Below are 19,578 nucleotides of genomic sequence, written 5' to 3'. Positions count from 1 at the left end.
TGCCGGTCGGGGGCCGATCTGGTTTGGCGCTTCGAGGTCTGGCTCGCTCTCACGAAGACCGGCCGGATCTCGCTCGTTGTGTCGGATGCGTGTCGGCGTTCGCGGCCGCCTGGGCTACGGCTTGGCCGTGGTCCGGGCGATGTGGCCGACGGAGACCGTTTCGCCCTTGATCTCGTAGACAACGCGGTAGCGGCCGATGCGGATGCGGCGAAGGTCGGGGGAGCCGAAGGGGAACGAGTCGGCCGGCCGCGGATCAGCGGTCAGGGCATCGATGGCGTCCATAACCTGGCGCAGGCCCTCCTGATCGTCAGCCAGGAAGGCGGAGGCTTGATCGAGGGCTCGGGCTTCGTAGACGACCTCGAAGGTCACCGGTCGAGGCCCAGACGGCGGCGGGCGTCGTCGGCGTACGTGTAGGACGTCGTGCCGGCTGCTTCGCGTGCCTGCCAGTCTTGGATAGCGGCGAGGTCTTCGGCGTCTTCCAGGGCTTCCCGGGTGGCTGACTGCTCAAGGGCACGAAGCCGGAGGAAGTCCGCCATCGGGACGACTACGGCGCTCTGACCGCCGAGGTGGATGACCTCGTACGGGACCTTGTCCGACTCCGCGGCCGGTGTGGCGTCGGGCTGGATCGGTTGGGCGCTCATGGCAAAAGGCTACGTCAATCTGCTGGTGCGTCGACCGCCAACTTTCCAGGCGTCTGGCCGGCGTCCGGCAGAGGCATGACGGGACAGCCTGAACCGGTGAGTACGAACCTGCACCTACGATCTGCGCATGAATGATCTTGCTCGGGCATGGAGCAAACACCTCGACGTGCTGGCGGTTAAACACTGGGAAGCCAAGCTCCCCGGATCCACGACGCGAGGGGCGCAGCCGTGATGACCCGCCGACGCCTCACGATAATCGCGACCCTGCTCGTAATGGTCGCTGGTCTGATCTATTTTCAGGGGCCGGCGATCCTTGCTCCACGGCAGGATGAGGCCCTTCGTTATTGCTCAAACCGAGCGACGGACCCGGACGCATCGGCTGGCGTCGATTGGCGGGCAGGATTCCCCAGCGGATGGTGGTGTCATATCGATAGCCAACCGGAGGACACGTATCTCTTCTGGTGGAACTGACTTTCGCACTGCCCTCTCACGCTGGTTGATTCAGTTGTGCTGCTACATGCGGCAAAAATGGGAAGCAAAATGAGGCGCGGCCCGGATGCCGGTTCCGGGCCACGCCTTGGGTACCACTACGCGTTCAGAGCTGCTGAGATGCGTTGTCGGGCGGCGTCCTCTTCGCCGTCGATGCACTTGGCATAGACCTTGAGGAGCACGTGCAGGCTGTGGCCCGCCCACTCCGCCACCTGCGTACCCGGCACGCCAGCGTTGAGCCATAGCGAGACGCCGGCGTGCCGGAGTTGATACGGAACTCGAGCCAGACCGGCCGCTTGCTGCTCAGCGGTGAGAGCCTTGATACGAGTCTGACGCCAGATCCGGGTGTAGGTCTCGGCTGACAGAGGGAGCCCTGGGTTCGAGCCGCGTCTGGTGACGAAGAGTCGGCCGGTGGGTGGCACTTGATGGTCGACGATGTGGCGGTCCAGGAGTTGGACGAGCTGCGGAGGGACGGGCACACGTCGCGTGCTGCGTTGCGACCGGTGCTTGAGGCCCCGGTCTTCGTGGAAAGCGTCAGCGCCCGTCCACTCCTTGCCCAGGGCGATGGTGGCGCCGGTCAGCGTGAACCAACCCCAGTCGCCCTCCCGCCCCGGCCGCTCGTAGTTGGACCGGCTCAGGTGTAGGGCTTCCTCTGGGCGCAAGGCCGAGTAGTACAGGCACCCGAAGAACGCTCGAAGGTCGGGGCGAATCTCGCCCGCTGTGTCGATGAGCTTCCGGGCGAGGGCCGGCCCGGGCACGGTGCGCCGGTCGACCTGGTCGTCAGCCTTGGGGGACGTCCACGACACGTAGGTGAAGGGGTGAGTGTCGAGACGCTGGAGTTCGACGGCGTATTTGAGCATCCCGTAGACGATCCCGCGCCGACGAGCGATGGTGTTCGGTGCGGCGGCCTTTCCGTCCAGGCGTAGGGCCAGGAGATCGAGTGCCTTTCGGATTACCGCCGCGTCACCACAGTCATTGATGCTCAGTACATTTCGTTCGACCCAGGCCAGGATGCGGGCGATGTCGTCCGGCATCTCACCGGACTCTCGGCGGGTCTTGTTGAAGGCCCACCCGTAGAGGGCGGCGCGCAGCTCCTTCGGGGCGGGCGCCCCCCGGTCGGAGGTGAGGAGCGCCGGGGTGATGGTGGCGAGGGCTTCAGCGATGCTGATGCGGTGCTTGGGGGACGAGTGGGGCCACTTCGCGTCGACGAACTCCTGAGCGTGGGTAAGGAAGGAACGGCTCTGGAGCTTGCGGGCGATTGGTTCAGGGAGACCGGACGCGACGTCGAACGCCGTGCCCTCCCTTTGGGCGATAAGCAGCTTGGAACGGTAGCTTTCGGCCAGAGCCTTAGTAGCGAAAGTGTCTCGGAAGGGCCGATTTTCGACCTTCCAACGGACGGTGTAGGTCTTCCCTCGTTGGCCTGTGTTTGTCAGGATCGAGTGGACCCGAACGTCGTAAGTGGTGTTCACGCGGCCTCGGGCTCCTCGTGCGCATCAAGCCAGGCGTCCAGCACAGCCCGACGCACGTAGATCTTCCGGTTGGGCAACTTCACGACACGCGGTGCCTTGCCGATGGCCTTCCATCGGAAGAACGTCGACTTGGGCAGCGGTTCGCCGCCGTCACCGCCGAGGATGCGCAGCACCTCCACGAGCGGGAGCAGTTCGCCGCCGTTGCTTGGGCGGAACGTCCGAGCACTCACTACTTCCTCCTCTCGTTAGTCAAGTCAGGCAGCCACAGTCGGCGGCGGACCGTTGCCTTCCTTCGCAGCTTCATAAGCCGCCCGCCAGGTCTGGCGCTGGCTGATCGCATGCAGCAGCCGCGTGGACAACGGGGGCAGTTCGTTCGGATTGACCGGCTCCCACACGTACCGGTCGGCGGTCTTGTCTCCTCGGGTGGCGTCGGCGCTGTCGGGGTCTACGCCGAGCAGGGCCAGGACGAAGGCACGGCGTTCGTGGCGGTGGTCGGTGAGGGTCTTGCCCGACCACTTGCGGGAGACCAGGACGCGCCGGCCGCCATAGCCGAGGTGTTCGCGCCGGTGGGCTTTGGCCTTGCAGGAGCCGGGGATCAAGCCGGGGCGAGCGTCTTTCGGCTGTATCCCGTAGCGCAGCCAGTTCGCGCAGCGTGGGGAGCACGGTTCGTAGCGCAGAGCGTGGACGAGGCGGTCAACGTGCGCTTTGACGGCCGGGTTCTCGTCTTCGCCGTGGGCGGTGCCCATGGACTTGGTCAGGTACTTGGCCAGGTAGCCCACGCGCCGGTCAGCGTCGGGGGAGCCGGCCAGCAGGCCCTGGATGTCGGACTGGATGCCGAAGCGGACCACGTGCTGGGGTTCCAGGTCGTCTACGGTGTCGAGGTCGTCGAGGGCTTCGTCCCAGGTCGGCAGCACCGCCGCGGTGGTCGGGTCGAGGTAGCCCACGCTTTCCCCGGCAGAGTTGCCGGCCGCATCGGGTGTGTCGGCGTCTTCGTCCCACACGGGCAGTTCGTCTTCGCGGACGTAGACCGGCGTATCGGCCTGGGGCCACCAGACCTGGTGGTAGGTGGCGGCGATGACCTGGCGTACCAGGGCCCGCGGGATCGTGCCCCGAACAGCGATGTGCGCGTGCGGGGCCAGGCGCTTCTGTGGCTCGACGGTGGCGAAGTACTGCACGTCATAACCGGCCACGCGGCGCAGGTTCTGCACCAGACGATCCAGGAGCTTGGGGAAGTGGATCGCATCCCGCGCCGCCCGCCGGTAGTCGTACCGTCCCGGATCCAGGGGCACGCCATTGCCGTCGACACGTCCGTAGCCGGGAAGGGTCACGGTGACGAACATCGATGGCCGGTAAACCTTGCCATCCTTGCCAGGGAATGTCTGTCCCACCGTGGTTTTCGCCATCGTGCGCTTGGGTAGATCGGGTGCGTCCTGACGTCGGCGGGTGGAGCGCTTGCGCCGGGCCGTTTCCGGTTTCCCACGCTCGAGGGGGCCGCGCACGCCCATTTCGGCCAGTTCGGCGTCGATGACGTCCAGCGTCTCGGAAGCGGCCTCAGCGACGTCGTGGTCCCCTCGGGCGAGGTAGTCATCCCGGACGGCAGTGACGTCGGCGCGGGCTGCCACCAGGTCCTGTTGGGCGGAGGTGGAGGGGTCTTCGTCGGGGATGGGGTCGGACTCGGCGTGCCAGCCGACCCGGCACTGGTGCATACGCAGGCGGCGGGCACGTTGGGCGCAGGTCGGGCACTTGGACTCAAGGGTGGCACCGCAGGGGACGTCGACCAGGGTCACTTCCCCGGTCAGGGTGTCCGTCACCCGCTGGGTGATCGGTCGGACACACACGCCGTTGGCGATGGCGACGTCTTCGGCGACGTGGAGGGCGACGGGCATGCGGGCGCGTTCGGCGCGGCTGTTGCGGGTCAGGTTCGAGATCGAGGCGCCCGAGGGCTGCATCGGGTTGCCCAGGTTCTCCGAGGCGGTCGCGGGAGGCGTGGGGGTGGTGGTCATCGGCGTCCCTTCAGTCGAGGCTGGAGCCAGCTCGGCAGGTGAGCGATCCGGGGGCGTGGGTCGGCGATGTGGCGCAGGGCATGGACACGAACGGCGTCGACGGCCTGTGGCTGGGGGGCGGTCTTGTCCCAGTCACAGGAGGTGCACCGCACCCGCATTGGCCGATCCGTCGGTGAGGCCGGGGCCAGGGAGAACGTGACGCCGACGTCGGTGACGATCGAGCCAACCGGAGGGACGACGGCCCACCCTTCCGGCCACACCGCCCGGGGCGGTGCCGAGGTAGGTGCATCGGGCAGGGCCACGTCGTCGGCCGGGTCGGTCTCGTCGGTGACGGTCTCGTCGTGGTCGGGGTCCGTAGGGCTGTGGAAGCGGGACCACCAGCCGGACGATGGGCTCGTCTCCCCGGCCGCGTTCTGATCGGGGCTGGGTTCTGGCATGGCCGTTCCAGGGGTGGCCGGGTTCTCGCTCACGCGTCGTCACCTTCACCCGTAGTCCAGAAGCGGAAGGGGTAGGACTCATCCGGGCCGGTCTCCAGGCCGGCAGTCGGGTCGGTGATCGGGTCGGTGGCCGGCGTGTCGGGCAGGGGTGTCCAGTCGGTGTTCTCGGGTGCCGGCCACTGCGACGCCATGTCGACGATGTCGGTGTCGGACAGGTAGGAAAAGCGCACCCGGACCGGTTCCAGGGCTCCTTCGACGCGGACGTAGGCGATGCCGGGCAGGCTGGCCGGGATCAGGTGACAGGCCGCGCCCCGTTCCAGCGCTCCTTCCCCGAGCACCATGTCGACGTGGGAGTCCTCGGCCAGCCGTAGCGCGATCCGGTAGGTGAACAGGTCCCGGAACGGCAGCACCTCCTTCCGAGGGTCCTGCAACGCGGCCAGGACGCTGTAACCGACCGCCCGGCCCTGGGACAACAGAACCTGCATCGCGGCAGCAACTTTCGCCTTGACATCCTTGGGTGCATAGGCCGTCAGGAAAGCCAGCTCATCAATCACGATCACTTCCAACGGATCCGCTTTCGACGGCGTGAAAACCCGCACACCAGCTGCTTTCAGGCGGCGTTTGCGGTCGTTCATGTCCGCCACAGCCCGTGCCAGCAGGGCGAGCATGGCGTCCAGGTCTTCATCGGCGTACTCGGCGAACAGCGCCCGCCCGGGGAACAGCTCCATCCCACCCTTCGGATCCACCCCACGCAGACGGACCGTGCCATCAGCAACGGCCGGAGCCAGCGCACGCACCGTCGACCACAACGCCGAGCCCTTGCCCGAGCCCGAGGCGCCGGCCAGCAGGACATGCCGGCCCAGCAGCCACAGCAGGAAGAGCTGACCGTCCTCGCCCAAGGCGACGGGCAGGGCATCCAGGACCGGGACCGGCGCAGGGTCCAGCGGTGCGACGAGATGGCGGAGCGGGTCCTTGGCGTAGAACAGCACCCGCACCCGCCCCGGGGCGTCCTCGATCACGCTGCACCGGTGAGCGGCATACACGTGCCGCAAGCCCTCAGCCCGAGCAGCCACATCAGCCGGTGTCTGGCCGTGCAGCAGGCGCAGGTGCAGCGTGTCCACCACCCCAGTCGAGCGGACACGTGTGACGGCCGGGACGTAGACCTCACGGTCGGGGGTGACGCGGGTCAGTCCGGTTCCGTCCATTGCGGGATGCCAGCGACGCTTGTACTTCGTCCACCAACGCCACACACCCCGGGCCGGTTGGGAGACGGCGATGTCGAAGGAGGTCGGCCACTTGTAGGCCCATGCCAGGCCGAGCGTGAGCCACCAGGTCAGCGCCGTCAGCGCCCACAGCCCGCCCAGGCGAGACCAGATGACCAGCAGGACGAACGCGGGCAGGGACAGGCCCCAGTACGTGAGCGTCTGGCGCAGCAGCCACGCCGAGGCCCGGGCCAGGTGCTTGAACAGGAACAGTGGGACGGTGACCCGGAGGGGCACGACGTAGCGTTGCCGGGTGGTGAGGCCGGTTCCGGCCAGGTCTTCTACCCGGGTGCCGTTGACCAGCATCAGAGGGTGCTCCCATCCGTGGATTCAGTCGCGGTGGTCGAGGGGGTGTTGGTGCGCGGGGCGGGCGCCTCGGGCAGGCCGAGGGCCGTACGCAGGTCATCTACGACGTCGCGCAGGCGCACCAGACGATCGGTGTCGTCCCAGCGCTCATCCGGGTCCAGCAGGGAGCCGGCCATACCCACGGCGCGGCAGGCCGCCAGGACCCGCTGGTTGCTTTCCTGGTACTGGTCGAACCAGAACGAATCCAGGCCGCCGGCCATCACAGGCCACCGCCATCGGTGTGGCTGGTGAAGGAGATGAACCGGCCACCCTCACCCCGCAGGGGAAGGGCGACCAGGTGTGCGCAGTCGGGGCACTGCCCGAAGTGCAGCCGCCCCACCGGGTGAATCTCGGTGCAGGTACGGCACGGCTTGGCCAACGGCCCACGACGCTTACTGCCAGTGCTGGAACGCATTTCAAACCTCAATCCTGGGGAACGCGTGCTGATCGACGACGGGCAATGCCCGGAAGGGGGCGCCCCGAACCCAGTGATGGGACGGGACGCCACATCCATCCGAACGAGAGGACCTGGACTACGACGCCTGACGCTGCGCTCGAGCCGGGGCGCGGAAACCCGTTGCCCGGTAGGCGATAGCGACGCGCGGCTTGGCGCGGTTGGAGTCCAGGTAGGGGATCACCTGCAGGCCGTCGAACTCCGCCGGAGCCATCAGCCCGGCCGGCGGTACCGGCTGGTGATCGGCCGGGATCTTGATCTTGATCTCGCGTCGTCCCTGCTGCGCGGTCGGGTCCAGGATGCTGACCGCCCACAGTCGCTGGCCGGTCTGCTTGTCCAGTTCCTGCGGGTCGACATTTCCCGCCTTGCGCTTGTCGAAGTCCTCCACAGCGTCCACCGAAAGAACCATGATGGGCTGGGTGAACACGTCCTCGTGACGGACATTGATACGACCCTCAACAGCCATTTCTTCGGCTCCCACTCTCCCCATTCAACCGCCCACACCTCCCCGCCCCTAACGAGCGGTGCGAAGTGCTTTCGCTGCGGTGTCAGCCCTGTCTGAGCTGCGAGAACATCGTGAACCGCTCGACAAGCGCGCATCAACGCTTAGGTAGGCGGTACAAGGCAGACCTCATATTTTCTATGCCAACCTCATATGAGCGCGGAGCCGGAAATAGACATGGTTTGCATAGTGGCCAGAAAGGCAGTGCGTGAGGGTAAGAAATGCTGGTATCGGCGGTTACTATTTCGGTCATGGCTGAGCGGGGAACGCCAACGGTGTACACGGCCCGGGGGCAGGTCGACGGCGAAGACTGGCAGGCAGTGGCAGCAGCGCTCAACGAGCGCATGGCAGCCCGCAGGATCGGCCAGCAGGAACTGGCACGCCTGTCAGGCATCTCCGTCTCGACACTGCGCACGGTCCAGCACGGCGCGAGTCGACGCGTGCAGAACAAAACGCTGGAAGCGATCGCCGTTGCCCTGAATTGGCCGGCCGATCACCTGATCAGCATCCTGGTCACGCCCCAGCGACAGGTGCCGGCCGAAGAGCCCGCCGGGGACCAGGTGGCCGTTGCGATAGCCCGGGTCGAGCGCACGTTACAGCAGCTCAGCGACCGGTTGGCCAGCGTCGAGAACCACCTGCGGGCCGACCGGCCGACCGGCTCAGACCCACGCGCGTGAGTTCAGGCCCAGGGACGAGTACGTCACGAACATGACCCAAGACGTGATGGCCGAGAACTTCACCGAGCTCACCCCATCGAGCTGCATCACGCAGCCACGAGCCAGTTCCCGCTGATTGCGCGTCGGATCCAGGAACACCGCCACCGCCGACTCCCCGGTGAGCGCCCGAGGCAGCGGCGAGGTGCGATGCACCGTGACCCCGTGCTCACGCAGCATCGAAGCAAGCTCCTCTGCATCCATCCCGACTCCCTTTAGCCAGCAAAACGGGAAGCCCGCGCGCACTTTCCCCGTCGAGTGCGCGCGGGCAGTCAATGTGTGGGTGCGTGCCGGCCTTCATCCCGAATGAGGCCGACACGCACCCCGGCGCCGCTCTTACCGCAGCGGAGGGAGGCTGACCGGGAGCCAGGCGCCGCCCCCGGCCCTCACTGGCCGGGAGTCTTCTGCCGAGGGATCACGGCGCGTCGAGCCGGACCCTTCGGTGGTTCGCTTCCGCGCGGTTCGGCCGGCACCGCTCTTGCCCGTCCTACTCTCACGCGTTGCCCCGCCATACGTCGGCGTGGAAAACGGCTCAGATTCACAGCTTCCCTCCCGCTCCGATCCTTGGAGCCGGCCTCTCCCGAGGACTTGCGCCGCTGTCACCCGGGAAAGGCCGGTGAGACAAGCCTGCTTCGCGGCAAGACCTGCGGAAACGCACGGCGCATCTATACCGACCCTGCATGGACCCTGCCCAGAACGGATGCCTGTCGGCGGTTGCCGAACGCTTTCGGAGCGCCCGAGCGCTTGAAAAGCGGCATGCCGCTCATACAGGGTTGACTTGGGCGCGGTAACCTTCCGCCTACCGAACGCAACGCAGCAGTGGGTGCCACCAGCGAGGGGGAAGCATGCGGGAGCTGTCGGACTACACGGTCTCGGAAGACCTTCTGGCCCGTGCCGACTTCCAGGAAGCGTGCCGAGAGCGCGACTTCCAGCGCATGTTCCACCTGATGAGGCAGTGGGACCACACCAGCCAGGACCGCATTGCCGCCCCGATCGAGAACATGACCCAATCGCGGGTCAGCCGGATCATGACCGGCAAGGACCGCATCGCCTCCGTCGAGGTGGTCGAGCGCATTGCAGACGGCCTGCACATCCCCGGCAGCTTCCTCGGCCTCGCGCCCCGGCTGTGGGAGAGCCATGACCCGAACCGGACCACCACCGACACCGCAGCGACCGGACTACCGAGCGCCCAGCGTCCTCAATTCGCCCCCGCCACAGCGGCCGGTGAGCTGGTCGATGAGCGCCTGGACGTCACACTCGACGTCTACCCGGACGGGCGCGTCGACGTCCGCCAGGTCCACCACCTGAACAACCACGGCGACACCCCGGTCACCGGCCTCACCCGCCAGGTCTGGTTCAAGCACACCCACGCCCCGATCGTGATCGAGGCCACCGACAGCGACCGCAGCGTCTTCATCAAGCCCATCCACGACGTGGGCGTGCAGGTGAAGTTCATGGCGCAGATCTTCCCCGCCCTCGCTCCCAGCGAGTCCGCCACGGTCGGCTACACAGCCACCGGTGGGCAGTTCGCCAGCGAACTGTACTGGCGTCAGACGGTTTTCCTTCCCACTCAGCTCCTTCGGTTGCAGCTACGCCTGCACGGGGTAGAAGCTCTCAGCGGTTGCACGGCGGTTGAAGAGCGCCTCGATGGCTCCGAGATCACCGCGACCGAGAGCCTGTCTTTGGAGTCTGAGGAGAGCGTGACCGTGATCGATCTGACCCGCCGCGACCTGCGGTCCAACCAGAGTGTGACGCTGCGATGGGACGTGGCCCGTGCGACTGCGTGACCAGGTCGAATCCCTCGTCCGTTCCTGGGGAGCCTACGAGGAAGCGCGCGGCGGCCGGCAGGTCATCGACTACGACTGCGCCCCCACCGACGCACCCATCACCCCGGCCACCAGCCGCATCGACGTCTACGACCAGCTCACCAGGCTTAACCAGCAGGCCAAGGCCGATGGTGAGACGAAGGTCGAGCAGACCACCCGCGCCCACCTGGCCTATCTATCGTGCGTGCTGGGTGAGCGGCCGGAGCTGGACGCGTACATGCGGGCCACGCAGGGATGCGGCACGGCCGGCTGGTCCGAGGAATACGTAGTCGAGCTGGGCGACCGCGCCCGCAAGGCGTACGCCGACCTGGGCATCACCTGGGACGCGAACCTCGCCGACGCCGTGGAGCAGCTCGAAACGCCCATGACCATCGAGCGGGCCGCGACGCAGGTGCAGGTGCTGGCCGATGAGGCCGAGCCCGTGGTGCGTGAGCTGACCGGAACCACGGCGACCTACACGGTGGACGTGCAGGTCGTGGACATCGACGACTACTGGTCGTTCTGGGTCGACGGCGCCGGCCACCACTCGCGGCTGCGCTTTAACCAGCGCACTGCCGTGTTCACCGAGGATGGGTTGCGGTTTTTCGCCCAGCACGAGCTCCTGGGCCACGCCTTGCAGCTGTCGAGCTTCGCGCAGACCGCCGAGAACGAAGACGTGGACTGGGTCCGCACCATGACGGTGCACCTTCCCTACCAGCCGCTGCTGGAAGGGTTGGCGACGGCGTGGCCGATCTACACCGAGCCCCACAACGCCCCGCTCATGGCCAAGGCCCGACTCAACCACTACCTGCACATCGTCCGAGGAGAAGTGCACCGGGCGATCAACGCCGGCTTCCCGCTACGCGAGGTTGCCGAACACGTCCTGGCCCGCGCTCCGTGGCTGAGCCTGGACCAGATCGGCAACCTTCTGTCCGACCGGGGCACCGAGCCGTTGCTCAGGTCTTACCTGTGGTCGTACACGGCCGGCACCGACTGGTTCATGAACCTCGGGGACCAGGCCGACGAGGCGACCATCAAGAAGGTCCTCACCGCGGTCTACCACCATCCCCATACCCCGACGGAGCTTGCCGAACTCTGGCCGGCCGGTCCTACCTTCGGCGGCGACGGCGCCCCCATCGTCCTGCGACGACCCACAGCAGGCTGACACCAGCCCCGACGTGATGACGGCAGGAGGCACCAACGGTGTGCTTCCTGCCCTCAACTCACGCCCAAACAGCAGTTGCCGAACAACCGCGACCACGCCGCGACTCCAGCAGAGCCTCAGCTGCGGCAGCACTGAGACCAGTTGCCGAACACCGAGGAAGGCCGGGACGCCCCGCCGGGCATGCGGCACCTGCGGCACCGACCCGACGGGGCACCCGGCAGCTCGACGCCAGCGACAGCCAGGCACTGCCGAATTACTCTCTTCTGGATCAAGGCCGCGGTATCGCGGATAAAGCTCTGAGGATCACCTGCATCCAAGTATTCTCGGGCGTAGCCATCCACCACGGAGCGGAGTTCAAGTGCCAGGGGACAAGTCCAAGCAGCCCAAGCCAGCGGGACGAACCAGAAAGCCAAGCCTGGAGCCTGCTGCCTCAGCCTCGACAGATGCGGCCAGCACGTCGCCCATCACTATGCAGCTGTTCGAAGGAGAGGAGGTCGATCTTCGGTCCGGAAATGATGCCGAAACGACCATTCCCGACGAGTTGATCAATGAAAAGTACATTTCGGGAGACGTTCGCATCATAACCGAACAGGCGCGATATCCCCTAAGTACTATTACCTCCCTAATCGCAAGCGGTGATTACGAACTAAACCCCGAGTTTCAGCGCAGGCATCGCTGGTCACCCGAAAAGCAATCGCGACTTATCGAATCCTTTATTATGAACGTGCCCGTGCCGCCGATTTTCTTATACGAAGATGAATTCTCCCACTATGAAGTTATGGATGGACTGCAACGACTGACTGCCATTTTGTCGTTCTATCGCAACGAACTTGAGCTCACCGGGCTCACCGAATGGCGCGAACTGGAAGGGCGCACTTACTCGAGAATCCCGGAACAGGTGAAAAAGGGGATCGACCGGCGATACCTTTCCTCCATTATTCTGCTTCGCGAGACGGCAAAGTCGGCCGGAGAAGCGGAGCGGCTCAAGCAGATGGTTTTCGAGCGGATCAATAGTGGTGGCGAGGCGCTCAGAGAACAGGAAACGCGCAACGCCATCTATAATGGGAGGCTCAACAAACTGTGTATAGAACTGTCCCGAGACAGGAACCTTTGCCGAATGTGGGGCATTCCTGAGCCGACTCCTGAAGAGCTTTACGACCCTACCAATTGGCTAAACGGTGCCGAAGCAAAGGAACTCGAACTCAATCGCTATTATAAAACAATGTTCGACGTGGAGTTGGTGCTACGCTTTTTCGCTCATCGGCAGAGACGACGCATCGGCGGCGGAGCGCTTAGCACCTACCTAGACGCCTACCTAAAACAGGGAAACATGTTCTCGCAAGAGACACTCGAATCCCTTCGCCACCTCTTCGTGCAGACCACAGAATTGCTTTACGATGTCTTGGGTGAGCGCGCCTTTTGGCTTTGGCGATACCGGCATAATCACTGGGATTGGCTAGAGCGCCCTACCACTACAGCTTACGATGCGTTTATGTTTGTGTTCAGCCAAAATCTTGATCGAGCTCACAAAATGCGTGAGCTGGCACCGCAGTTCCAGGAGTCCGTGAAGGAATTCTATCAAACTCACGTAGACAGTTTTGATGCCCGCATGACTAACATGAGCAATCTTCGTGAACGTGATCGTTTAGCGGCAGATTTTGTCAACAGCGTGCTAGAGAATGGCCGATACGTGCCAGCGGATGCGACGTGAGGGGCGAGTATCGCCAGCTACTCCAGTCCGCGGAGAGGCTGCGTGCAAATCTGGATCTGCATGAGTCCATCCTTGACGCATTCTCTGTGCCCGATTCCGACTTGCAAGTGGTGTCGCCATCCACTTCTGCGATATCCGCGATTAAAAGCAACTTGGTTTCAACCACTGATGTCCAGAAATTCGTTTACTCCGGAACGATCGTATTACTTTATGCTGCCTTCGAGCAGTTCGTCGAAGGGCTGATGCAGGAGACGGTTCAAAAGATTGCCACCTACTGCAAGTCTTATAAGGAACTACCCGAGACTTTGCGTCGACATCACCAACTATTGACATTAGAAGTCCTGAACGCCATGGAGTCAGGTCGCTACCATGGCCCCCTCAATGGAAAGGACTTGATCGCCGGGCTAAGTCACGAGCTTGGAGAACTCAGTCCCGTTCGAGTTAACCATCAAGTTTATTCGCATCACACGGCCAACTTTCGTTTTGAGACCGTTCGATCGCTCTTCAATCGGGCCGGCATTGATCTATCATCACTTGAACAGGACCCAATCTATATAGCTGCTGTGAAGGAGGTGTTTCCCGACGAGAACAACCCCTTCTTCGCCATTGACGACCTAGCTGAACGACGAAACGCGGTGGCCCATGGTGGGACGGTCGAACTCTTGGCACCAGAGTTGTTACTCGCCTACATCAGGGTCGTAGAAGCTTTTGCTGGTGCTTTATACAGCAAGTCTGCAAGCGTGGTGGCCGAGTATGTTGCACAAACTCTGGGGCGTGATCTGGGCGTCCCCGATAGAGTTTTTAGGAACAGCATTGCCGGCTACTACAACGTAAGTTCAGCGCTTGAGAAGGGGGATGTAATATGCATTGTTTCTGACGGAGGCAAAGCGTCTGTGTGCTGCGAGATTCTGGAGCTGCAAAGTAAGGACACTTCCATAACTGCCGCCTATGAAGGATCCGAAGTGGGTGTGAAGCTCTCCCTTCGCGTGACTAAGCGCAATAGACTGATTCTTTTTCCGAGGGAAATGTCGTTTCTGGTGCTGCCGAATGAGTTGCTCCCCCAGGCGCAAACTAGCGGCGACCCAGAAGGTACGAACGATAACGGGTGAACCGATAAGAAGGTTCCACGCCAACTGACCTACTCAATTCAATGGTCGCTGCCCGCTGGCCGGACAGAATGGAGAAGAGCTTTCAAGCGTACGGTTCGCACGCTTCGTCGACCATAACGGCCTGCGTCTGATCACGGCCGAATAGGTCTGTTTCCCACCTGTGTCCCACAGCAAGCTCAGCGGACGTAGAGCCCAGGTCAGGAGCAGAGCCGCATCGGTTTCCTAAACCGTGTATCGGGAACGCGGGCTTGAACCCTGTCGCCGGCGTGTCGCCGACCTGGTCGAAATTTGAGAATGCCCAGCTCAGGGGCGTGCCTGGTGTGGTCTTGAAAACCACTGAGGTGTCAAAGCCTCCGGGGGTTCGAATCCCTCGCTCTCCGCACGGTGAGCAGTGAAAACGGCCCCTGACCTGGCACTATCTGGGTCAGGGGCCGTTCTTGTGTGAGTGGTCCGAGTCTCGCCCGGTCTCAGTTGGAGCCGCTGAATCTCACTGGTTGGGGCAAGGGTGGGGCAAGATCTCGCAGTTCCGCAGGCCACAAGAGGTCCCACCCTGACTACGCCAGGAGAAGGACCCCCCTCTACAGGGGGGCGAAGTGCTGCCGATGCAGCACATGAGGTGATCCCGGCCCGGAATGAGGAGCCCCATGTCTGAGACCACGAATAATCAGTTCCTCAGCACATGTATTGCATGCGGCCACACGGTCGCCAAGGCCGCTCCAGCCTGCCCAAAGTGCGGCCAGCCGCAGACCGCCGCTTCGAACGCTCTCTCCGGGAACCGGGAACGAGGGCCAACGATGATTCACCCCTACGTCTCGTTCGCGGTCATCGGTCTGTTTCTCTTAATCATCGTGATCGCCGTCCTGAGTCAGTAGCGCGGCATCCTGCTTAGTGGACGGGGACGCAGCATTCGGCCGTGCCTCGACCCTGCCCCTCAGAGCGTCGGCAACTCGGCGGCGAGCCTGCTCCTCCTCGCCGTCGATGCACTTGGCATAAACCTTCAGTAACACATGCAAGCTGTGGCCTGCCCATTCGGCTACCTGGGTCGGGGGTACTCCAGCGTTGAGCCAGAGGCTCACACAGGCGTGCCTGAGTTGGTACGGCACCCGGGCCAACGGTGAAGATTGCTGAGCCTCTGTCAGGACCTTCTCGCGCGCCTGACGCCAAATCCGGGTGTAAGTGGTGGTTGAGACCGGCCGCCCTGGACTGTGTCCAGTCCGGGTGATGAACAATCGGCCGGCCTGCGGCACCTTGTAGGTCGTGATGTGCTCGTCCAGCAGGGCCACCAGTTCTGGCGGCGCAGGCACGCGGCGGGCGGTCTGCTTGCCGCGGTGCTTGAGCGTCCGATCCTCGTAGTAGTCCTTGCCATCGTTCCAAGCAGCATTCATGCCGACCGTAGATCCGGTGAGGTTTGGTCAACCCCAACCTGTTTCGTCGTTGGGTCGGATGTAGTTCTCCGGCCTGAGATGCAGGGCTTCTTCAGGCCGAAGCGCCGAGTAGTACATCACGGCGTAGAACGCTTTGAGATGGGGTGCCATCTCTCCTGCCGCGTCGATGAGCATGGCCGCTGCGGCCGGGCCGACAACGGTTCGCGTGTCGATCGCGCCGTCTGACTTGGGCGCCTTCCAGGAAATACGATCGAACGGGTGTGCGGTGAGAAGGTTCAACTCGACCGCGTACTTCATTGCCCCATAGAAGATTCCGCGGCGCCGGTTGATCGTGTTTGCGGCCACCGCACCCGTACCCTCGAGCTTGACGGCAGCCTGGTCCAGAGCCTTCCGAACCAAGGCGCCATCCGACAAAGCGGTGACGTGCACCGTATTCTCGTTCGCCCCACCTAATGATTCGCGCAATGTCGTCCGGCATAGCTTGGGATTCTCGACGACCTTTATTGAAAGCCCATCCATAGAGGGCGGACCGCAGTTCCTTCGGAGAAGGGCGTCCTCGATCGGTGGTCACCAGAGCAGGTGTGAGAGAGGCCAGTGCATCGGCAATGCTGGCACAGTGTTTCGCCGCCGCGTGCGGCCATTTCATGTCCGCGAAGTCCATGGCGTGGGCTAGCCAGGAGCGGCTGTTTAAAAGCGTCGACAAGGATCCCCCCCCCCGGACTAGAATCGTCTACCACAAGTACAGCCAGGGGGAGTGGATGCCTAACCTTTAGGCACCAGCGAGCGAGAATTAAACACAACGGATGACCCTCCGTGACGACACATTGAGCGGAAGCGCAAAAAACGTCATTAGATCATAAAGCGAACCGGAGACTTCTGGCCGATATCTTGTCGCGACTATTCTCGCTGAGTAATTCAAGCAGTCCGCAGTGGCCGCTGTGCAGTTGCAGAACACGGCTCGGGAGCCCTGCAGCGGCAATCGCCTACACTTGGGCTGAGTGACAACGCTCCGGGACGGCGGCGACTACTCAGGACTGTCCTGGACTCGCCCTCACGGCAAAACTTGCTTCTGACCTGCTTGTTCGCCTTGGGAATTGCCTTGCGAACAGGGGTTTTTCGGCATCCCGCACTTTGGAAGCATCGAGCAGAACAATCACGGAACCATTCGCCGGCCGAGCTACGCCCGATGGGTTTGAGTTCCGGGTCCCGGAGACCAGGGCTAGGGCACGGCCCGTCCCTGGATCCAACGAACGTGCCGGTCAGGCCGTTCTGAATGGCCCTCCTTCAACGGCTGAGCCGGAGACTCTCTTAACAATTCTGCCTCGGCGCTGATCTGAGAAACTACTTAACATTGCGTGGACTATCACAGTTCTAACCCTTTCGAGTACAGCAGCCGACGTTGCTTGGGCCACTTACCCAATATCGAATCGCGTGCGCTTAACAGATGCAGCGTCCAACCGACAGCCTAATGTCGCGCTTCCGGGGGGTGCTCTTCGTCACTTGACGGCTGGAAGCCCAAGTTAATAGGTTCAAAGGGCACAACCGACACAAGGAGACGCAGTGCGAAAAAGATCCTTTGGTATCGCCCTCGGCGCGGCTGTAATGAGCGTGGGCCTGCTGGCCCAGCCCGCTCTGGCTGACGTCGGACTTCCTTACACCTTCAAGATCGATTTCATTTCCGGTGCTGATAATGGCGTTAAGACGCCAAACTTCTCCAGCAATGCAAGCGGAAAGATTTGCGTCAGGCCTGATCTTTTCCAGTCGCGTCCGGCGTTCGAGGAGGGCGGGGGTGACTTTAGGTATAAAATTCAGCTTTGGCAAAACAAGACCGGCAGTGACTCCCGAGTCGGCACATTCAACTTCACGGTTGGTTCAGCGGGGAAACAGTGCTACACCGGCGTCCCCAAGAATAAAAAGGTGTACCTCCACATAACAAAGACCGTGCACGTGCAAAATCAGTTGCTCGCGGGAGACGGCAAGGTCACCTATACGTGACAGGCTAGTGTTTCGCCATGAGACCCACGCTAGCGGACGCTCCCACCTTCATGGCCATTGGACTCGTCGGCTTCGTGCTGATCATGAGGGCTATCCGGCGGGTCTGGTTGCAGGGTAACGACCTCCTTGCACGACGACTCTGCGCAGGCCTGTTGGTGGCTTGGTTGCTGGGAGTGTTTTTTCTCACGCTGCCTGGTATTGAGGTAGTGGGAGCGACCCGCAGGTTCAATGTCATCCCATTCGGTGGAGGATATCGCACCTATACGGAAACCGTCGGAAACTTCCTGATGTTCATCCCCGGAGGGGCAGTGCTTTCGCTGGGGTGGGGGTGGCTGATGAACTGGCGGATTGCGGTTGCCATGGGTGCGGTTCTCTCGCTCGCCATCGAGGTTTACCAATGTCTTGCAATGTCCGGTCGCGCGGCTGACATCACCGATGTCATCCTAAATAGCGCCGGTGTAGCGCTTGGATATCTCCTGTGCGCAGCTTGGGTGAGGCGTTGGTCTGGCGAAGAATACTCGCACAGCCAAGGGGAGAGTGAGGACTTCGGTTCGTCCTCTCGCGGTAAGCGCGCCAACTAGGCTGAACGAAAGCGCGCGTAGCGTCGGCTACGCGCGCTTTCGCATTTTGGCAGTGAGGCGATACGCCGGCCAATGAGACCACTGGAGCGTCAGCGTAAACAGATATCTATGAAGCTCCGTCCCTCAGGCGGAGCGAACAGTCCGGCTAGCCACCTCGTACCAATGAATTGAGCGCGACTAAGTAACGACGACGCAGCACATTTCTGGGCCATCTACGGGCTAATAGCCCGGGACACGCGGGGGGCAGGTGAGGCCGCTCGCGGCCACTCGTCCGAGCAGGTGGCTGCTGGTCAATCCGAGCGGGCGACAGTTCCCAAGCTGACAGTCCGCGTAACGCTGCTCCGGGGCAGGGCCGAGGCAGGACTGCTGCTCACGAAGGTGATTGCCCTGGTCAAGAGCGAATAAACGGTCCTCTTGAAAACCACTGAGGTGTCAAAGCCTCCGGGGGTTCGAATCCCTCGCTCTCCGCCTGGTGAGCAGTGCGAACGGCCTGGGACCAGCACCGCTGGTCACGGGCCGTTCGTCATTGCGGCCTGGCTTGCAGCAGCAAGTTGTTCGTGGGTTCAGAGGCCCTATTGAGAGACCCGGGCGGCCCAGACGACCGGGGCTGAGGCGGTGAACTTCACGGTCCAGCTCTGGGCCTTGCCCACGTTGATCTCGTTCAGCGACGGGGTGATCGAAGCTGCGTCGCAGGGGATCGTGATGTCGACGGCAGGCTGTGCGGATACCTGGACCTGCCCCTTGCCCAGGCAGTTGACCGCCACCCAGACCGCGCCTGCCTGCACTTCGATCGGCCACGTCTGCGCGGAACTGCCTGCACCCGAAGCTTGCAGAAGCGTCTGCGTGTCCGGCTCCCTCGCTGGCAGTTCGACCGGTTCAGCGCGTGCCGAAGGCGAAGGGCTGCTCGAGGTCTGCGGTGTGGCAGGGCCGGCCGAGGCGTCGAGCACCTGGCCGGAGGTGGCGTGGGTGCATCCGCTCGAAAGAAGCACGACGCTGCTGACGACCGCGACCCGGATACGCATAAGGGGGTAAGTGTGGCAGGCCTCCCTGTCGCCGACGGCGAGGGCTCAGGCGGCGGCCATGGACACCGAGTGCAGCCCCACGGCGTTGGAGGACAGGGACGGGCGTGGGGCCAGCTCGGTCTGGGCGAGGGCGGTGAAGCCGATGGTGCGGGGCTGGGTGGCCAGCTCGGCCAGGCGCTCGGTCTCCAGCTCGAAGCGGACCTCGGACAGCAGGTCCATCATGTCCAGCCCGAGGGCCTCGCAGATCGAGGCCAGCAGCTCGGACGAGGCCTCCTTGCGGCCGCGCTCCACCTCGGAGAGGTAGGGCACCGAGACCCGGGCGGTCTCGGCCACGTCTTTCAGGGTGCGTCCCTGGCCGAGGCGGATCCGGCGCAGAACGGTCCCGATCAGGCCTCGCAGCAGCATGGCAACCCCTCCCTCGGCGAATGTCCCCAAGCCTACGGCGCACCACCGTCAGGATCGGGCCGCGGGCAACCCGAAAGCAGCAGCT

The 19,578-nt window shown here is 63.5% G+C and carries 22 protein-coding genes; 7 read left to right on the top strand and 15 right to left on the bottom strand.

Annotated features, from left to right (window positions below; all coding sequences use genetic code 11):
- Nucleotides 1–114: 114 nt before the first annotated feature.
- The 10 genes from LWF15_RS15925 to LWF15_RS15880 form a co-directional block, all read right to left on the bottom strand.
- Complete coding sequence (locus LWF15_RS15925; protein WP_232811598.1) at nucleotides 115–369, bottom strand: type II toxin-antitoxin system RelE family toxin; 255 nt, start codon at nucleotides 367–369, stop codon at nucleotides 115–117.
- Nucleotides 366–641, bottom strand: coding sequence for a hypothetical protein (locus tag LWF15_RS15920; protein WP_232811597.1), 276 nt, complete (start codon nucleotides 639–641; stop codon nucleotides 366–368). The genes LWF15_RS15925 and LWF15_RS15920 overlap by 4 nt, the downstream gene beginning before the upstream one ends.
- A 587-nt stretch (nucleotides 642–1,228) precedes the next feature.
- Nucleotides 1,229–2,599 carry a tyrosine-type recombinase/integrase gene (locus LWF15_RS37570; RefSeq protein WP_232811596.1) on the bottom strand — a complete coding sequence of 457 codons (1,371 nt, stop codon included), beginning with the start codon at nucleotides 2,597–2,599 and terminating at the stop codon, nucleotides 1,229–1,231.
- Nucleotides 2,596–2,829: a helix-turn-helix transcriptional regulator gene (locus tag LWF15_RS15910; protein ID WP_232811595.1), complete on the bottom strand. Its 234-nt coding sequence runs from the start codon at nucleotides 2,827–2,829 to the stop codon at nucleotides 2,596–2,598. The genes LWF15_RS37570 and LWF15_RS15910 overlap by 4 nt, the downstream gene beginning before the upstream one ends.
- Before the next feature lie 24 nt (nucleotides 2,830–2,853).
- Nucleotides 2,854–4,602 carry a helitron helicase-like domain-containing protein gene (locus tag LWF15_RS15905; RefSeq protein ID WP_232811594.1) on the bottom strand — a complete coding sequence of 583 codons (1,749 nt, stop codon included), beginning with the start codon at nucleotides 4,600–4,602 and terminating at the stop codon, nucleotides 2,854–2,856.
- Nucleotides 4,599–5,072 (bottom strand): hypothetical protein, encoded by a 474-nt coding sequence (locus tag LWF15_RS15900; protein ID WP_232811593.1) that lies wholly within the window; start codon nucleotides 5,070–5,072, stop codon nucleotides 4,599–4,601. Before LWF15_RS15900 ends, LWF15_RS15905 begins: the two co-directional genes overlap by 4 nt.
- Nucleotides 5,069–6,607, bottom strand: a complete 1,539-nt coding sequence (locus LWF15_RS15895) for an FtsK/SpoIIIE domain-containing protein (RefSeq protein ID WP_232811592.1) — start codon at nucleotides 6,605–6,607, stop codon at nucleotides 5,069–5,071. Before LWF15_RS15895 ends, LWF15_RS15900 begins: the two co-directional genes overlap by 4 nt.
- Entirely contained in the window at nucleotides 6,607–6,867 is a 261-nt protein-coding gene (locus tag LWF15_RS15890; protein WP_232811591.1) for a hypothetical protein, read from the bottom strand. The genes LWF15_RS15895 and LWF15_RS15890 overlap by 1 nt, the downstream gene beginning before the upstream one ends.
- Entirely contained in the window at nucleotides 6,867–7,061 is a 195-nt protein-coding gene (locus LWF15_RS15885; protein ID WP_232811590.1) for a hypothetical protein, read from the bottom strand. Before LWF15_RS15885 ends, LWF15_RS15890 begins: the two co-directional genes overlap by 1 nt.
- A gap of 118 nt (nucleotides 7,062–7,179) precedes the next feature.
- The gene (locus LWF15_RS15880; RefSeq protein WP_232811589.1) at nucleotides 7,180–7,566 is read right to left on the bottom strand and encodes a hypothetical protein; all 387 of its coding nucleotides are present in this window, start codon (nucleotides 7,564–7,566) and stop codon (nucleotides 7,180–7,182) included.
- Between the two features lie 287 nt (nucleotides 7,567–7,853).
- On the opposite strand from LWF15_RS15880, the gene LWF15_RS15875 reads away from it, so the two are divergent.
- Nucleotides 7,854–8,279 carry a helix-turn-helix domain-containing protein gene (locus LWF15_RS15875; RefSeq protein ID WP_232811588.1) on the top strand — a complete coding sequence of 142 codons (426 nt, stop codon included), beginning with the start codon at nucleotides 7,854–7,856 and terminating at the stop codon, nucleotides 8,277–8,279.
- Here the strand turns inward: LWF15_RS15875 and LWF15_RS15870 are convergent.
- The gene (locus LWF15_RS15870) at nucleotides 8,262–8,519 is read right to left on the bottom strand and encodes a hypothetical protein (RefSeq protein ID WP_232811587.1); all 258 of its coding nucleotides are present in this window, start codon (nucleotides 8,517–8,519) and stop codon (nucleotides 8,262–8,264) included. The genes LWF15_RS15875 and LWF15_RS15870 overlap by 18 nt on opposite strands.
- Nucleotides 8,520–9,160: 641 nt before the next feature.
- Between LWF15_RS15870 and LWF15_RS15865 the strand changes: the two genes are divergently transcribed.
- The 4 genes from LWF15_RS15865 to LWF15_RS15850 all read left to right on the top strand — a co-directional run bounded on the left by LWF15_RS15865 (nucleotide 9,161) and on the right by LWF15_RS15850 (nucleotide 14,105).
- A complete protein-coding gene (locus LWF15_RS15865; RefSeq protein WP_232811586.1) occupies nucleotides 9,161–10,102 on the top strand; it encodes a helix-turn-helix domain-containing protein in 942 nt (313 codons plus the stop codon).
- Nucleotides 10,089–11,285, top strand: coding sequence for a hypothetical protein (locus LWF15_RS15860; protein WP_232811585.1), 1,197 nt, complete (start codon nucleotides 10,089–10,091; stop codon nucleotides 11,283–11,285). Before LWF15_RS15865 ends, LWF15_RS15860 begins: the two co-directional genes overlap by 14 nt.
- 358 nt (nucleotides 11,286–11,643) lie before the next feature.
- Entirely contained in the window at nucleotides 11,644–12,996 is a 1,353-nt protein-coding gene (locus tag LWF15_RS15855; protein WP_232811584.1) for a DUF262 domain-containing protein, read from the top strand.
- An 86-nt stretch (nucleotides 12,997–13,082) separates the two neighbouring features.
- A complete protein-coding gene (locus LWF15_RS15850; RefSeq protein WP_232811583.1) occupies nucleotides 13,083–14,105 on the top strand; it encodes an MAE_28990/MAE_18760 family HEPN-like nuclease in 1,023 nt (340 codons plus the stop codon).
- An 839-nt stretch (nucleotides 14,106–14,944) separates the two neighbouring features.
- Here the strand turns inward: LWF15_RS15850 and LWF15_RS15845 are convergent.
- The gene (locus tag LWF15_RS15845; protein ID WP_232811582.1) at nucleotides 14,945–15,490 is read right to left on the bottom strand and encodes a tyrosine-type recombinase/integrase; all 546 of its coding nucleotides are present in this window, start codon (nucleotides 15,488–15,490) and stop codon (nucleotides 14,945–14,947) included.
- A gap of 27 nt (nucleotides 15,491–15,517) precedes the next feature.
- Nucleotides 15,518–15,919 (bottom strand): hypothetical protein, encoded by a 402-nt coding sequence (locus LWF15_RS15840; RefSeq protein ID WP_232811581.1) that lies wholly within the window; start codon nucleotides 15,917–15,919, stop codon nucleotides 15,518–15,520.
- Between the two features lie 1,131 nt (nucleotides 15,920–17,050).
- Between LWF15_RS15840 and LWF15_RS15835 the strand changes: the two genes are divergently transcribed.
- Both LWF15_RS15835 and LWF15_RS15830 read left to right on the top strand, forming a co-directional pair.
- The gene (locus LWF15_RS15835; protein WP_232811580.1) at nucleotides 17,051–17,485 is read left to right on the top strand and encodes a hypothetical protein; all 435 of its coding nucleotides are present in this window, start codon (nucleotides 17,051–17,053) and stop codon (nucleotides 17,483–17,485) included.
- 50 nt (nucleotides 17,486–17,535) lie between these two features.
- Nucleotides 17,536–18,066, top strand: coding sequence for a VanZ family protein (locus tag LWF15_RS15830; protein ID WP_232811579.1), 531 nt, complete (start codon nucleotides 17,536–17,538; stop codon nucleotides 18,064–18,066).
- Nucleotides 18,067–18,638: 572 nt separating this feature from the next.
- Here the strand turns inward: LWF15_RS15830 and LWF15_RS15825 are convergent.
- Together LWF15_RS15825 and LWF15_RS15820 are read right to left on the bottom strand one after the other, a co-directional pair.
- Nucleotides 18,639–19,013 carry a hypothetical protein gene (locus LWF15_RS15825; protein ID WP_232811578.1) on the bottom strand — a complete coding sequence of 125 codons (375 nt, stop codon included), beginning with the start codon at nucleotides 19,011–19,013 and terminating at the stop codon, nucleotides 18,639–18,641.
- Between the two features lie 120 nt (nucleotides 19,014–19,133).
- Nucleotides 19,134–19,493: a helix-turn-helix domain-containing protein gene (locus LWF15_RS15820; protein WP_232811577.1), complete on the bottom strand. Its 360-nt coding sequence runs from the start codon at nucleotides 19,491–19,493 to the stop codon at nucleotides 19,134–19,136.
- Between the last annotated feature and the right edge of the window lie 85 nt (nucleotides 19,494–19,578).

It is taken from the genome of Kineosporia rhizophila (assembly GCF_021277265.1).
GTDB classification, from domain to species: Bacteria; Actinomycetota; Actinomycetes; order Actinomycetales; family Kineosporiaceae; genus Kineosporia; species Kineosporia rhizophila.
The sequence above is the reverse complement of the archived record's forward strand: the minus strand, read 5'-3'. Positions and strand labels throughout refer to the sequence as shown.

What these genes read in the sequence shown, in the direction of transcription:
- LWF15_RS15880 (WP_232811589.1), bottom strand. Translation starts at nt 7,566, where the DNA reads ATGGCTGTTGAGGGTCGTATCAATGTCCGTCACGAGGACGTGTTCACC.
- LWF15_RS15870 (WP_232811587.1), bottom strand. Translation starts at nt 8,519, where the DNA reads ATGGATGCAGAGGAGCTTGCTTCGATGCTGCGTGAGCACGGGGTCACG.
- LWF15_RS15820 (WP_232811577.1), bottom strand. Translation starts at nt 19,493, where the DNA reads ATGCTGCTGCGAGGCCTGATCGGGACCGTTCTGCGCCGGATCCGCCTC.
- LWF15_RS15905 (WP_232811594.1), bottom strand. Translation starts at nt 4,602, where the DNA reads ATGACCACCACCCCCACGCCTCCCGCGACCGCCTCGGAGAACCTGGGC.
- LWF15_RS15830 (WP_232811579.1), top strand. Translation starts at nt 17,536, where the DNA reads ATGGCCATTGGACTCGTCGGCTTCGTGCTGATCATGAGGGCTATCCGG.
- LWF15_RS15890 (WP_232811591.1), bottom strand. Translation starts at nt 6,867, where the DNA reads ATGGCCGGCGGCCTGGATTCGTTCTGGTTCGACCAGTACCAGGAAAGC.
- LWF15_RS15845 (WP_232811582.1), bottom strand. Translation starts at nt 15,490, where the DNA reads ATGAATGCTGCTTGGAACGATGGCAAGGACTACTACGAGGATCGGACG.
- LWF15_RS15895 (WP_232811592.1), bottom strand. Translation starts at nt 6,607, where the DNA reads ATGCTGGTCAACGGCACCCGGGTAGAAGACCTGGCCGGAACCGGCCTC.
- LWF15_RS15885 (WP_232811590.1), bottom strand. Translation starts at nt 7,061, where the DNA reads ATGCGTTCCAGCACTGGCAGTAAGCGTCGTGGGCCGTTGGCCAAGCCG.
- LWF15_RS15865 (WP_232811586.1), top strand. Translation starts at nt 9,161, where the DNA reads ATGCGGGAGCTGTCGGACTACACGGTCTCGGAAGACCTTCTGGCCCGT.
- LWF15_RS15920 (WP_232811597.1), bottom strand. Translation starts at nt 641, where the DNA reads ATGAGCGCCCAACCGATCCAGCCCGACGCCACACCGGCCGCGGAGTCG.
- LWF15_RS15875 (WP_232811588.1), top strand. Translation starts at nt 7,854, where the DNA reads ATGGCTGAGCGGGGAACGCCAACGGTGTACACGGCCCGGGGGCAGGTC.